Genomic DNA, 13,767 nt, shown 5'->3' on the forward strand with positions numbered 1-13,767 from the left:
GACTCCCACTCCGTCGCGCGAAGCGCGCCAGAGTGGGGGTGATTTGCTTCGAGCCTATCGCCTACGCCGCCGCCAGCAAACTCGCATTGCCACCAGCAGCGGTCGTGTCCACGCAGACCGCCCGCTCGTGCACATAGGCCGCCGGATAATAAACCTCACCGACCAGCGGCACGATCGGCCCGTCGCGTTCGGCGATAACCTGCCGCACGACGCGCATCGCTTCCACCGTTCCCGAGAACGCCACCACGTCGACCTTGAGCGCCCTCGCCTCGACCGGATCGGGGCGGCCGTCGATGGCCGCCAGCGGCAAACCCTTGCCGGTCAGCGCCGAAAGTGCGGCCGCAGCACCTGGCGCGACCGCCAGCACGGCATTGCCGGCGGCGAGCGCCTGGATGGTCTGGGCAAGCAGCGTGTCGGCATCCGGCCCGAGCGCCAGCACCCGGCCGCGCGGCGCCAGCGACAGCGTGTTCGCCTCACCGGTCGGTCCCGGCAGGTCGATCTGGCCGTATTCCAGGTTGGACGCGGCGGCGATGGCCGCCGCTCCCTTGCCGCGCAGGTGCTTGCGCAGGATGGCGATGCGGTCGGCACGCGTCGACCAGCCGCCGAGCGCCGGATCGGGCAAGTTGTCGGCAAGCTCGCTGGCCGTCACCTTGCGGCCCTCGGCCACGTGCGTACCGGCTTCCGCGCCCTTGCGGAAACGGCGCAGGTAGTGCGGCCCACCCGCCTTCGGCCCGGTACCCGACAGCCCCTCGCCGCCGAAGGGCTGCGAGCCGACCACTGCGCCGATCTGGTTGCGGTTGACGTAGATGTTGCCGGCATGGATGCCGTCGACGAAATGCTGCACCCGGCCCTCGATGCGCGTGTGCAGGCCGAAGGTCAGGCCGTAGCCCTTGCGGTTGATCGCCGAAATCACGCGGTCGATGGCCTCGGCCTCGAAAGTGGCGACGTGCAGCACCGGGCCGAACACCTCGCGCTGCATCTCTTCGATGCCCTTCACCCGGAACACCGAGGGCGCGACGAAGCGGCCCTCGCCCGGCACATCAAGCTTTGCCAGCGTCCGGCCCTGCCCGTCCATCGCCTCGACATAGGCGCCGATGGCGTTCCTCGCCTCGTCGTCGATGACAGGCCCGACATCGGTGGCGACCTGCCAAGGATCGCCGACCTTCAGCGCTGCAAGCGCGCCCTTCAGCATCTCCAGAACCTTCTTTTCCACGTCCTTCTGCACGTAGAGCACGCGCAGCGCCGAGCAGCGCTGGCCTGCGCTCTGGAAGGCGGAAGCCAGCACGTCGCGCACCGCCTGTTCGGGAAGTGCCGTGGAATCGACGATCATGGCGTTCAGCCCGCCCGTCTCGGCGATCAGCATGGCGTCGGGCGCGGCTGTCTTGGCCAGTTGCTTCTCGATCAGCTTGGCGACCTCGGTCGAACCGGTGAAGCAGACGCCGGCGATGCGCGGATCGGCCGTCAGCGGCGCGCCGACGCTCGGTCCGTCGCCCGGCAGCAATTGGATGACGTCCTCCGGCACACCGGCCTCGCGCAGCAGTTCGACGGCGCGGAAGGCGATCAGTGGTGTCTGCTCGGCCGGCTTGGCCACTACCGCATTGCCGGTGACGAGCGCGGCGGCGATCTGACCGGTGAAGATGGCGAGCGGGAAATTCCACGGCGAAATGCACACGATGACGCCGCGCGCCTCGGTGCCCGCCTCGGCATCGGCCGCCTGCTGCGCATAGTAGCGCAGGAAATCGACCGCCTCGCGCACTTCCGCCACGCCGTCGGCCAGCACCTTGCCGGCCTCGCGGGTGCATAGCGCGAAGAACTCCACCGCGTGTTTTTCATAGAGATCGGCGGCGCGGCGCAGGATCGCGGCGCGTTCAGCGACAGGCGTCTTCGCCCAGCCCGGCTGCGCCTCCACCGCGATGCCCACCGCCTTGGCCGCCTGTTCCGCCGTCGCTTCTGTGACGCTACCGACGACTTCCGAAGGCCGGGCGGGGTTGTTGACGGGCCGCGCCTTGCCCTTGCCGGCGGCACGGGTGAGCGGCTTTGCCTTCCAGCGATCCGGCCCCGCGAACTTTTCGCGTTCCTTCTCGATCGCCGCCAGCGTCACCGGGTCGGTGATATCAAAACCCTTGGCGTTGCTGCGGTTGCCGCCGAAGATGGCTGCCGGCGTCGGGATATTGGGATTGGCAGCAGGCCCCTGCGTCTCGACCACGGAAAGCGGATCGCGCGCGATGTCCTCGGGCGCCACGTCCTCGTCGGTGATCTGGTGGACGAAGGAGGAATTGGCGCCGTTTTCCAAGAGGCGCCGCACCAGATAGGCCAGAAGATCCGAATGCGCGCCGACCGGCGCATAGATGCGGCAGCGGGTGCCCTCGGCCTTGCGCACCGTCTCGTGCAGGGATTCGCCCATGCCGTGCAGGCGCTGGAACTCGAAACTGTCGCGGTCCGTCGCCATCGACAGGATGGCGGCGACGGTGTGGGCGTTGTGGGTGGCGAACTGCGGATAGATGCGGTCCGTCATGGAGAGCAATTTGCGTGCGCAGGCGAGATAGGAAACATCCGTGTTGGGCTTGCGGGTGAACACCGGGTAGCCCGGCAGGCCGAGCACCTGCGCCCGCTTGATCTCGGTGTCCCAATAGGCGCCCTTGACGAGGCGCACCATGATGCGCCGGTCGAGCTTTTTGGCCAGCGCGTGCAGCCAGTCGATGGCGTAGAAGGCGCGCGGGCCATAGGCCTGCACGACGACGCCGAAGCCGTCCCAGTCGGCCAGCCGGGGATCGGCCAGCACACGCTCGATGACGTCGAGCGACAAGTCGAGCCGATCGGCTTCCTCCGCGTCGACATTGAGGCCCATGCGGGCGTGCCGCGCCTGCAAGGCGAGCGACAAAAGCCGCTCGGCCATCACCGGAAGCATCGTCTCCTTGTGCAAAATCTCGTAGCGCGGATGCAGCGCCGAGAGCTTTACGGAAATGCCATGGTTCAGGCGGATATCGGGTCCGTTCGAGCCGGCGTCGAGCGAGGAGATCGCGTCGGAATAGGCCTTCAGGTAGCGCAGCGCGTCCGCCTCGGTGCGCGCAGCCTCGCCCAGCATGTCGAAGGAATAGAGATAGCCCTTGCGCGTCATGCCGCTGCCGCGCTTCATCGCTTCGGCGATGGTGCGGCCGAGCACAAACTGCTCGCCCATCTCGCGCATCGCCGCCGCCACCGCCTTGCGGATGACCGGCTCGCCAAGCCGGCGCACCATGCCGCGCAGCGTCCGTTCGATCGAGCCTTCGCCCTCCTCCAGCACCCGCCCGGTCAGCATCAGCGCCCAGGTCGAGGCATTGACGAAGATGGAGCTGGATTCGCCCGAATGCGCCGACCAGTCGTGCGGCGCGATCTTGTCGGCGATCAGGTCGTCCATCGTCTCGGCGTCGGGCACGCGCAGCAACGCCTCGGCCAGGCACATCAGCGCCACGCCCTCCTTGGTGGAGAGTCCGTAGGCCGAGAGGAACACCTCCATCAGTCGCGGATCGGTCGAACCGCGCACCGCGCGCACCAGATCGGCCGCGCGCTTCGAGATCGCCGCGCGGTCATCCGCCGAAAGCCCTGTCGCCGCCGCCAGCCGTTGCACGGCCTCGTCCTCGTTCGGCAGATAGGTGGCGCGGATCTGTTGGCGGATCGTGTCGAGCGCGGGCATGGCGGTCCTGTCGAAATGCGCGTTGATAGGTGCGCGCGAGGCTAGCACAGCCCTTGGCAACAAACCGATCCAAAGAAATCGACAGGAAAGGCCAATCAGTCTAATACAGAACAGAAAAGTAATCGATTTGGATCGCATTCAGGATCATGGAAGACCATCTGGATCGCATAGACCGCAATATCCTTGTCGTGCTCGCGCGCAGCGGCCGGCTTTCCATGGCCGAGCTCGCCGAACGCGTCGGCCTGTCCAAGACGCCGGTGCAGGCGCGCGTCAAGCGGCTGGAGAAGGACGGCTTCATCCGTGGCTATGCAGCCATCGTCGACCGCGAGAAGATGGGCGAAGGCCATGTCGCCTTCGTACAGGTGAAGCTCTCGGACACACGTTCGGCCGCGCTCGACGCCTTCAACCGCGCCGTGACGGGCGTGCCGGAAATCGAGCAGTGCCACATGATGGCGGCCAGCTTCGACTACCTCCTGAAAGTGCGCACCCGCGACATCGCCGCCTACCGCCGCGTGCTGGGCGAACGCATCTCCGCCCTGCCGCATGTGGCGCAGACTTCGACCTTCGTGGCGATGGAGACGGTCAAGGACCGGTAGAGCCTCACAGCACGAAGTTGAAGACGACCGAATCCGAGCCCTGCGCGGCCGATACGGTCAACCGAAGCTGCCACCAGCCGCGCATGGAGAATTTCACACCGTCGATGCGGTAGCGTCCCTGCCCGAGATAATCCGCCACTTGCGGACTGGTCGGCAAAAGGTTGCTGTTGCGCGGCATGCCGCCTGAAACATCGACGGCTGCATACTCGACCGGCGCGCCCGCCTTCGTCGTCAGCGTCAGTTGCCAGCTTTGCAGTTCGCCGACCCGCACGGCACCGCTTTGCGGCCTGATGGCGACGACGAACAGGCCGTTCGCGGTCGCCCTGGTACGCGATAGATCCGGCCCCTGCCCGCTGCCGTGCAGGTAGGCGACAAGCACGACGCCCGTCAGCACAACCGCCAGCCCGAGCACGGCAAGGCCATATCGCCAGATCGAGTTCAAACCGTCTCCCGTTCATGCTGTACGCATGCAGCCGTAGCAGGCCGCATCTCACGGCGCGGGGCAACAGTCAAACGCGTTCCGAAGCATGGCGTTGCCGTGACAAAAAGGCTACAGGGTCCGCAATCACGGCAGGAGGAATCGATGGCAACAGACAGCGCCCGGCCCGGCATCGTCACGATCGGCGAATGCATGATCGAACTGTCGGGCCAGGGCGACGGCTGGAAGATGGGCTTTGCCGGCGACACCCTCAACACGCTGTGGGCGCTGCATGCGCTTTGCCCGGACCGCCCGGCCACCTATGTCTCCGCTTTCGGCGACGACCCGTTCTCGCGCGACCAGATCGCCTTCTTCGGCCGGCACGGCATCGGCATCGGCGCCAGTCCCGTCATCGCCGGCGCGCGACCGGGCCTCTACGCCATCACGCTGACCGGCGCCGAGCGCGCCTTCACCTACTGGCGTGCCGACGCCGCCGCGAGGCAGCTTGCTTCCGATCCTGCCGCGCTGGCGAAGAATCTTGAAAATCAGTCGCTTGTCTACTTTTCCGGAATCACTTTGGCAATTCTGGAGGAGCGCGCGCGCGATAGCTTGTTCGCTGCGGTCAAAGCTGCCAGATCGGCTGGCAGCCTGATCGCCTTCGATCCCAACTACCGGCCGCGCCTGTGGCAGAGCAAGGACGAGGCGCAGGCGGCGATCGCCCGCGCGCTGGAACTCACCGACATCGCCCTGCCGACCTTTCCGGACGAACAGGCGCTCTATGGCGACGCCTCTCCCGAAACGACGGCCGAAAGAATTGGCGCGCAGGTCAAGGAAGTGGTGGTCAAGAACGGCGAGCAGCCGGCGCTGATCCAAGCCGGCGGGCAGGCGCAGTCAATCGCCGCAGTCCATGTCGCCCAGCCCGTCGACACCACCGGCGCCGGCGATTCCTTCAATGGCGGTTACCTTGCGGCTCGCCTTGCGGGGTATGCGCCGGCCGAAGCAGCACGCCGCGCCCACAAGGTCGCCGCTGCCGTGGTCCAGGTGCGCGGCGCGCTCGCCCCGTTCGAGGTGCTGCGAGAGGCGTTCAGGGCTTAAATCCCTCAGTCCATCCGGAACCGGTATTCGGTGACGTGATGATACGTGTCGCCCGGCAGCAGCGTCGCTTGCGGGAAATACGGACGGTTCGGCGCGTCGGGCCACACCTGCGGCTCCAGGCACAGGCCCGAGAAAGCCTCGTAGCGCAGGCCACCGAGGCCAGGCCGGCCGGGCGTGACGTGCTGGCCGGTGTAGAATTGCAGGCCCGGCTCCGTCGTCCACACTTCCATTTCCACGGCCGAAGTGGCGCCCTGCACCCATGCCGCCTGCTTCAGCGGCCCGCGTGCCGACGCCAGGCAGAGATTGACGTCGTATGGAAGCGGCTGACCGCCGGCCTCGGCCTGCAGCGAGCGGGCCTGGCGGAAATCGAAGGGCGTGCCTTCCACCGGCTCCACCGCGCCGGTCGGGATCATGTCCGCGTCGACCGGCAGGTAGGCCGATCCCTGCAGCATCAGGCGATGTCCGAGGATATCGCCGGCACCGCCGTCATCGAGATTGAAATAGGAGTGCTGCGTCAGGTTGCAGACGGTCGGCTGGTCGGTCGTCGCGGTCAGTTCCACCGACAGCGTTCCGGGAATCTTCAGCCGATAGGTGCAGGTCGCTTCCAGCGCGCCGGGAAAACCCATGGTGCCGTCCAGATCGTGCAGCGTGAACGTGACGAAATCGCGCCCATGCAGCGAAACCGACCACGGTCGACGGGAAAATCCGTCGATGCCACCATGCAGCAGGTGCTTGCCGAGGAAATTCCGGTCTGTCTGGTAGCGGCTGCCGAACAGGGTGAAGCGTCCGTCGCGGATGCGGTTGGCGTAGCGGCCGACGACGGCGCCGAAAAAGGCGGTGTCGTTCTCGTAGTCGTCGAGGCGTTCGTAGCCGAGCACCAGCGGCGCGTCGTGCCCGGCCAGCCTCAGGTCCTGGATGACGGCGCCCCAGCCGATGATGCTGGCGGTCAACCCGCCGCCGCGAATGGTAAAGCGGGGGATATCCTCCCCCGCTCGCGTCTTGCCGAAAATCTCGCCGTCCTTCATCAGGGTCGGGACCTGTCGTTGGGCCGAAATACTATCCGGACGGCGGGCAGGATCAAAGACCCAGGCCGCCGATGCAGACGTATTTCGTGTCGAGATAGTCGTCGAGGCCCTGATGGCCGCCCTCGCGACCGAGCCCAGACTCCTTCACGCCGCCGAACGGCGCCTCCGGCGTGGTTATGATGCCCTCGTTGACGCCGACCATGCCGTATTTCAGCCCTTCCATGACACGGAAGGCGCGACCGAGATCGCCGGTGTAGAAATAGCAGGCCAAGCCGAACTCGGTGTCGTTGGCGAGCGCCACGGCCTCTTCCTCGGTCTCGAACTTGAACACCGGGGCGAGCGGCCCGAAGATCTCTTCCTTCATGAACATCATGTTCGGCGTCGCGCCCGAAATCACCGTCGGCTCGAAGAACGAACCGCCCAGCGCATGGCGCTTGCCGCCCGACACCACCTTGCCGCCCTTGGCCTTGGCGTCCGCGATGAACTCCTCGACCTTCTCGACCGCCTTGACGTCGATCAGCGGGCCCTGCTGCACGCCGTCGTCGAGACCCGAGCCGACCTTCAGCCCCTTCGAGGCCTCGGCAAGCTTCTCGACGAACTTGTCGTGAATGCCGGCCTGCACGAAGAAGCGGTTGGTGCACACGCAGGTCTGGCCCGAATTGCGATACTTGGCGGCGATGGCGCCCTGCACGGCGCGGTCTAGATCGGCGTCGTCGAAGACCAGGAACGGCGCATTGCCGCCGAGTTCCATCGACACCTTCTTCACCGTCGAAGCCGACTTCTCGATCAGCATCTTGCCGACTTCCGTCGAGCCGGTGAAGGTGATCTTCTTGACCAGCGGGTTGGCGCAAATCTCGTCGCCGATCTCGCCGGCCGAACCGGTGACGATGTTGACGACACCCTTCGGGATACCGACCTCCTCGCACAGCGCGCCCCAGGCAAGGCCGGAATACGGCGTCTGCGAGGCCGGCTTGACCACCGCCGTGCAGCCGGCTGCCAATGCCGGGCCGATCTTGCGCGACAGCATCGAGGACGGGAAGTTCCACGGCGTGATCGCGGCGATGACGCCGACCGGCTCGCGCGTCACCAGAACGCGGCGGTCGGCCCACGGCGACGGCACCACGTCGCCATAGGCGCGGCGTGCTTCCTCGGCGAACCACAGCACGTAGGCGGCCGACGAGCCGACCTCGCCCTTCGATTCGGTGAGCGACTTGCCCTGCTCGAGGGTCAGCAGCTCCGCCAGCGCATCCTGGTTGTCCATGATGGCGTCGTGCAGCTTGCGCAGCAGTTTGGAGCGCTCCAGCGCGGACGTCTTGCGGAACGACAGGAACGCCTGCTGTGCCGCCTCGATGGCGCGGCGGGTCTCGGCCTTGCCGGACTTCGGCACGGTGCCGATCTTCAGGCCGGTCGCCGGATTGGTGACGTCGATGGTCTGGCCGGAATCGGCCTGCACCCATTCGCCGTTGATCAGGTTCGCCTGTTTCATGAACTGGCTGGTCTTCTGGAGCATGATCTTGCCTCCGCTGGGGGCGCGCCGAGGGCGCGGGGCTGGAAATTCATCGCTGCATGCGCGCCCGGCCGACGGCCTGCGCACTGGACCACCGCTCTTACTCCACGGCAGGGGCCGCAATCAATCGATATAGGGCGGCCCAAGCAGTGGGCCAAGGCAGGCTACAAGCAGAAAATAGATTTTGTCAGACAAATAGGAAATTGACGATAGCGAGCCAGAACGAGGTCGTAACCACGGCCAGGGCCGTGGTCAGCGTCATCTGGTTGGAGGCCAGCGCCTGGCCGGTGCCGAACTGCGAGGCGATCAGGTAGGAATTGACGCCGGCCGGCAGCGCTGCGGCCAGCACCGCGACCTTCGCCGTCAGCGGCGGCAGGCCGAACAGCCATGCCGTCGCCAGCGCTGTGGCCGGCATCAGGAACAGCTTCAGAACCGACAGCGCCATCGCCGGACGGATCGTGCCCGATATGCCGAAGCGACACAGGCCGAGCCCCATGGCAAACAGCGCCACCGGCCCCGCGACACCGGCCAGGGCCTCGACCAGCCGGTCGGCGAGCACCGGCAGAGGCAGGCCGGTCGCGCGCCATATCCAACCGGCAAGGATGCCGATTACCAGCGGATTGGAGAAGACGCGGCGCGCGAACACGCGCAGGACCCGCGAAAAGTGAACGCGGCCGTCGCTTTTCGGACCGAAAAGCTCGAACAGCACGACCGAGGCGAGGATCATAGTCGGCAGATGCACTGAAACCAGCAGCGACAGCACCTCGAAGCCCGGCGTGCCGAACACGCCGAGAACGAAGGGAATGCCGAGCAGGACGAGATTGGAGAAGGCCGAGGACACGCCGCCGACGACGCCGACACGCGCATCCCGTCCGAAGACCCGCGTCACGAGCATATGGCCGACGACCCAGGTAACCGCCGCGGCGGAAAAATAGGCGCCCCAGAAGGCCCAGGGCGCCGCACCGTGGAAATCGGCCTTGAGCATGGTGCGGAACAGAAGCAGCGGCATCGCCACGTTGACGGCGAATTCCGCCACCCCCTCACCCGTCTCGGCCTTCAGGTACCCGGTGCGGCCGGAAAGATAGCCGAGCGCGACGAGGCCGAAGACGAACAGGACGGTAGCGGTAAGCGGGGACATGCCGGCTCCGGTTTGCGGGGCGCCCCCTGATAGGCGAGAGCTGGAAGCCGCGCAACAAGGACCGGCATGTCGCCCGCCCGCATTTCAGCCATGCTGCCGGCAGCGGCATCGTTTCGATACAAAGCTCGGCCAAGAGCCGGTGCCATCAAAGGACGGCTTGCGGCAAATGCCCAATTTTCCTCACGGTTGGCTGGCAGCGTCGCTAAGGGTTGATGGGTCGAATGGCAGGCGGGATCGGCACATGAAGGGCGGCATCGCCACGTTCTGGCGACACACGGGTGCACCGGCGAGGATCGGCCTGCTGGCGGCCTTGCTGTGCTGCTTCCTGGCGACTTTCGCCAGCGCCGGGGAAAAAAGCCTGAAGGGCGTCGCGCTCATCATCGGCGAATCGAAATACCAGCATATCCCTGTCCTGCCCAACCCGGCCAACGACGCCCGCGACGTCGCCAAAATGCTCACCGATCTCGGTTTCGACGCCCGCAGCGTCAGCGACCGCGATGCATCCAAGCTGAAACGCGACCTCGAGCGTTTCATCGAGGACGCCGAGGACGCGGACGTCGCTTTCCTCTACTATTCCGGCCATGGCATCGAAGCCGGCGGCGAGAATTACCTCGTGCCTGTCGATGCCGATGTCGGCTCGCTCACCAATGCCGACGAGGCGCTGGTGCCGATTTCGGCCGTTCTGGACGAGCTGAAATCGACGGTTCCGGTGACAATCCTGCTGCTCGACGCCTGCCGCACCAATCCGTTTCCGCCGGATGCCAAGCTGCGCCGCAAGCCGACCGCCTCGGCCTCGCCGCTCAGCGCCGGCGGGCTGGAGCCGGTGCGCGGCGCCAGGGCGCTCGCCTCCGCTCCCGATGCCGCCGACAATCTCGGCACGGTCATCGGCTTCGCCGCCGAGCCCGGCCAGCCGGCGCTCGATGGCGCGGCGGGAGAAAACAGTCCCTATGCCGCGGCGATCCTGCGGCACCTGTCGGCCATGCAGGGCACGGAATTCGGCTCGGTCATGCGTATGGTGACCGAGGAGGTCTATCTCGACACCAAGGCCAGACAGCGGCCGTGGACCAACGAGAGCCTGCGCCGGCTGCTCTATTTCGGCGCCTCGGTGACTGAGCCGACCGGCGACGACGGTCTCATCACCGGCGAGCGCCGGCAACTGCTGCTGACCATCGCCGACCTGCCGGACCCGAAGCGCGCCCAGATCGAGCTCGCCTCGGCCAAGGACGGCGTGCCCCTCGACGCGCTCTACGGCGTGCTCAGGGCCATGGGTACCGACAGGATTCCGGAAGATCCGGGCGAACTCGAAAAGGTTCTCGCCCAGCAGTCCGAACGCCTCAAGAAGATGTTCGCCGAGCGTGACGCGCTGCGCACGGACGATCCCGAGATCAAGCGGCTGGTCGCCTCGGCCGACACCGCCGTCCAGCAAGGCGCCATCGTTGCGGCCCGCACCTTCCTGGATCAGGCCGTCGCCCGCGTCGAGGAAAACAGCGGCGCCGTCGACGACGCCGAGGAGATGATCAGGCAGAAGCGCATCGCCGACGCGGCGATCTATGCCAGGCGCGCCGACGCCTCCGCGCTCGTCTTCGACTACAAGGCGGCCGCCGGCGACTATGGCAAGGCGTTCGACCTTGTCGAGAAATGGGACGAGAAGCTGCGCTGGAACTACAAGAACCAGCAGGCGGAAGCGCTCAACGCCTACGGCACCGCCACCGGCGACAACGAAGCCATGGAGCAGGCCATTGGCGCCTACAAGGTGATCCTGAACTTCATTCCAAACGGCGAGGAGAATCGCGACTGGGCGATCGCCCGCAACAACATGGCCGTCGTCATCGAGACTGTGGGCGAGCACGACAAGGACACCGCCCGCCTCAAGCAGGCCGCCGAGATTTTTCGCGCCTCGCTCGCCGTCTTCGAGCGCGAGAAGGACGACATCAACTGGGCGGCGTCGCAGAACAACATCGGCAACGTGCTGATGAAGGTCGGCGAGCGCGACAGCGACCCGGGTCAACTCCGGCAGGCGATCGACGCCTTCCATGCGGCGCTGGAGAAGCGGCCGCGCGACAAGGTGCCGCTCGACTGGGCCTCGACCCAGAACAATCTCGGCATCGCCCTCTTCGGCCTTTCCGAGCGCGAGGCCAGCCCCGAGCGCCTGAAAGAGGCAGAGAACGCCTATCGGCAGGCGCTCGAGGTCTACACGCGCGAGAAAGAGCCCGTGCAGTGGGCATTGGTGCAGAACAACCTCGGCAACACGTTGAACGCGCTCGGCGTCCAGGCCAACGACCCGGCCAGGTTCAAGGAAGCCGCGGACGTCTTCCGGGCCGCGCTCGAAGTCCGCACGCGCGAAACCTTCCCGCTGTCCTGGGCCGCCACGCAGCTCAACCTCGGCAACGCGCTCTATCATTCCACCCGCTTCGACACCGATACCGGTACGCTGGAGGATGTGGTCGCCGCCTATGACGCGGCGCTGACCGTCTACACGCGGGAGAAATTCCCGATGGAATGGGCGTCGGTGCGCAACAATTCCGGCTCCATTCATCAGGCGCTCGGCCAGCGGACCCGCGACACCGCCGAGTTCGAGAAATCGGCGGCAGCCTTCCGTGACGCCGCAACGGTGTACACGCGGCAGGATTTCCCGCTCGACTGGGCCATGACCAGCTACAATCTCGGCAACACGCTGCAACTGCTCGGCAATCTCAGCGAACAGCCGGCGCATCTCGAAGAGGCGATCGCCGCCTATCGCGATGCACTGGGCGAATACAAGCGCGAGACGACGCCGAAACCCTGGGCGCTGGTGCAGTCCAGTCTCGGCGCGACCCTGCAGCAACTCGCCATGGCCAAGGGCGACATGCAGGCGCTGCATGATTCGATCGCGGCTCGTCGTTCCTCGCTGGAAGTGCTGACGAAGGAAAGCGCGCCGACCGACTGGGCCTCGACCCAGAATGGCATCGGCATGAGCCTCATCAACCTCTCAAGCCTGGAACGGACGCCGAAATATCTCGATGAGGCGGAGATGGCGTTTAAGGCATCCCTGGAGGTCTATACGCGCGAGACGGCCCCCATCCAGTGGGCCTTCGGCCTTAGCAACCTCGGCGACGTCTACTGGAACAAGGCCAGCTTCGGCGACGGCGGCAAGCCCGGCTACCGGAAGGCGCTCGACCTGTTCGACAAGGCCAGGCAGGGGTTCGCCGATTCCGGCTACACGCTGCCGATCCAGTTGATGGACAACAAGATCGAGCTGGTGAAGAAGCAGCTGGCCCAGAAATAGCGCCTGCCGCGGCCGGCGCCTTGCTTTCGCGTCTGCCTTGCCCTCCCTATATCCGTTCGGCCATGTCGGCTGAAGGGATTCTCATGCTGCGTATCGTCCTGATGTTGTTGCTGCTCGCGGCACCCGCGACCGCCCGTGCCACGGAAGCGGGCTGGGCGCTGCTGCGCGAAGGTGGCCGGGTGGTGCTGGTGCGCCACGCCTATGCCAACGGCAGCAGCGACCCGGCCAATGTTGATCCCGAGAACTGCGCCACCCAGCGCAACCTGTCGGAACGCGGCAAGCAGCAGGCGCGCAAGATCGGCTCGCTGTTCGCCGCCCGCGCGGCACCCGTCGAGACGGTGCTGTCGAGCCGCTATTGCCGCTGCCGCGACACGGCGCGCATAGCCTTCGAGGTCGAACCCGAACCGTTCGCCGCGCTCGATCCGCCAAGCACGGACCCGCAGCAGAAGGCCGAGCAGATGGCCGCCATCGCTGCGAAAGTGCGCTCCTACACCGGCTCCGACACCATGGTCATGGTCACCCACCTGGAGGATATCCAGGCGCTCACCGGCGTGTCGCCGCGCGAAGGCGAGGCCGTCATCGTCGCTCCCGACGGCGAGAACCTGCGCGTCCTCGGCCGCATCGTCTTTTAAGCAACGGTCGCCACCCGGTTCGCCTGTCCCGACATTTCGGCCTTTTCCTGCCTCGAAAAACCGATTAGACAGCGCCCAACCGCACAAGTACGCATCAATCGAGGGAAAAACCTTGGCCACCACGTTCGAAAAAGTCGCCAAGATCATCGCCGACACCAGCGAGATCGACATCGACACCATCACGCCCGAGAGCCACACTATCGACGACCTGGGCATCGACAGCCTCGACTTCCTCGATATCGTCTTCGCCATCGATAAGGAATTCGGCATCAAGGTGCCGCTCGAGAAGTGGACGCAGGAAGTCAACGACGGCAAGGCGTCTACCGACGAATATTTCGTCATGAAGAACCTCTGCGCCAAGATCGACGGACTGGTCGCCGCAAAGAACGCCTGAGACCAGCATCGTGCCCGCTCCCTT

General features: G+C 66.1%; 10 protein-coding genes. 5 read left to right on the plus strand and 5 right to left on the minus strand.

The genetic code is table 11. From position 1 onward, the window contains the following. Positions 1-61: 61 nt before the first annotated feature. The gene (gene putA / locus FGU64_RS05030) at positions 62-3,673 is read right to left on the minus strand and encodes a bifunctional proline dehydrogenase/L-glutamate gamma-semialdehyde dehydrogenase PutA (protein WP_139951133.1); all 3,612 of its coding nucleotides are present in this window, start codon (positions 3,671-3,673) and stop codon (positions 62-64) included. Positions 3,674-3,816: 143 nt separating this feature from the next. On the opposite strand from putA, the gene FGU64_RS05035 reads away from it, so the two are divergent. Further along, positions 3,817-4,269, plus strand: a complete 453-nt coding sequence (locus tag FGU64_RS05035; RefSeq protein WP_136353322.1) for an Lrp/AsnC ligand binding domain-containing protein — start codon at positions 3,817-3,819, stop codon at positions 4,267-4,269. 4 nt (positions 4,270-4,273) lie between these two features. On the opposite strand, the gene FGU64_RS05040 is transcribed toward FGU64_RS05035, so the two are convergent. After that, the gene (locus tag FGU64_RS05040; RefSeq protein ID WP_139951134.1) at positions 4,274-4,711 is read right to left on the minus strand and encodes a FixH family protein; all 438 of its coding nucleotides are present in this window, start codon (positions 4,709-4,711) and stop codon (positions 4,274-4,276) included. Positions 4,712-4,852: 141 nt separating this feature from the next. On the opposite strand from FGU64_RS05040, the gene FGU64_RS05045 reads away from it, so the two are divergent. Next, on the plus strand, positions 4,853-5,782 hold the full coding sequence (locus tag FGU64_RS05045) for a sugar kinase (RefSeq protein ID WP_139951135.1): 930 nt from the start codon (positions 4,853-4,855) through the stop codon (positions 5,780-5,782). Positions 5,783-5,787: 5 nt separating this feature from the next. On the opposite strand, the gene FGU64_RS05050 is transcribed toward FGU64_RS05045, so the two are convergent. From FGU64_RS05050 to FGU64_RS05060, 3 genes are all read right to left on the minus strand, one after another. Further along, a complete protein-coding gene (locus FGU64_RS05050) occupies positions 5,788-6,807 on the minus strand; it encodes an aldose epimerase family protein (protein WP_139951136.1) in 1,020 nt (339 codons plus the stop codon). A gap of 52 nt (positions 6,808-6,859) precedes the next feature. Then, positions 6,860-8,317 (minus strand): NAD-dependent succinate-semialdehyde dehydrogenase, encoded by a 1,458-nt coding sequence (locus FGU64_RS05055; protein WP_139951137.1) that lies wholly within the window; start codon positions 8,315-8,317, stop codon positions 6,860-6,862. Between the two features lie 184 nt (positions 8,318-8,501). Beyond that, positions 8,502-9,452, minus strand: a complete 951-nt coding sequence (locus tag FGU64_RS05060) for an AEC family transporter (RefSeq protein WP_139951138.1) — start codon at positions 9,450-9,452, stop codon at positions 8,502-8,504. A 241-nt stretch (positions 9,453-9,693) separates the two neighbouring features. Between FGU64_RS05060 and FGU64_RS05065 the strand changes: the two genes are divergently transcribed. The 3 genes from FGU64_RS05065 (at position 9,694) to FGU64_RS05075 (ending at position 13,743) form a co-directional block, all read left to right on the plus strand. Continuing rightward, entirely contained in the window at positions 9,694-12,717 is a 3,024-nt protein-coding gene (locus FGU64_RS05065) for a caspase family protein (RefSeq protein WP_139951139.1), read from the plus strand. An 83-nt stretch (positions 12,718-12,800) separates the two neighbouring features. Further along, entirely contained in the window at positions 12,801-13,349 is a 549-nt protein-coding gene (locus FGU64_RS05070) for a histidine phosphatase family protein (protein ID WP_139951140.1), read from the plus strand. A gap of 112 nt (positions 13,350-13,461) precedes the next feature. Further along, positions 13,462-13,743, plus strand: coding sequence for an acyl carrier protein (locus tag FGU64_RS05075; RefSeq protein ID WP_136353303.1), 282 nt, complete (start codon positions 13,462-13,464; stop codon positions 13,741-13,743). The last annotated feature ends 24 nt before the right edge of the window (positions 13,744-13,767 follow it).

The organism is Mesorhizobium sp. 8 (genome assembly GCF_006351905.1).
Classification (GTDB): domain Bacteria; phylum Pseudomonadota; class Alphaproteobacteria; order Rhizobiales; family Rhizobiaceae; genus Mesorhizobium; species Mesorhizobium composti.

Coding starts and splice junctions, on each gene's coding strand:
- putA (WP_139951133.1), bottom strand. CDS start 3,673: ATGCCCGCGCTCGACACGATCCGCCAACAGATCCGCGCCACCTATCTG.
- FGU64_RS05045 (WP_139951135.1), top strand. CDS start 4,853: ATGGCAACAGACAGCGCCCGGCCCGGCATCGTCACGATCGGCGAATGC.
- FGU64_RS05050 (WP_139951136.1), bottom strand. CDS start 6,807: ATGAAGGACGGCGAGATTTTCGGCAAGACGCGAGCGGGGGAGGATATC.
- FGU64_RS05055 (WP_139951137.1), bottom strand. CDS start 8,317: ATGCTCCAGAAGACCAGCCAGTTCATGAAACAGGCGAACCTGATCAAC.
- FGU64_RS05060 (WP_139951138.1), bottom strand. CDS start 9,452: ATGTCCCCGCTTACCGCTACCGTCCTGTTCGTCTTCGGCCTCGTCGCG.
- FGU64_RS05065 (WP_139951139.1), top strand. CDS start 9,694: ATGAAGGGCGGCATCGCCACGTTCTGGCGACACACGGGTGCACCGGCG.
- FGU64_RS05070 (WP_139951140.1), top strand. CDS start 12,801: ATGCTGCGTATCGTCCTGATGTTGTTGCTGCTCGCGGCACCCGCGACC.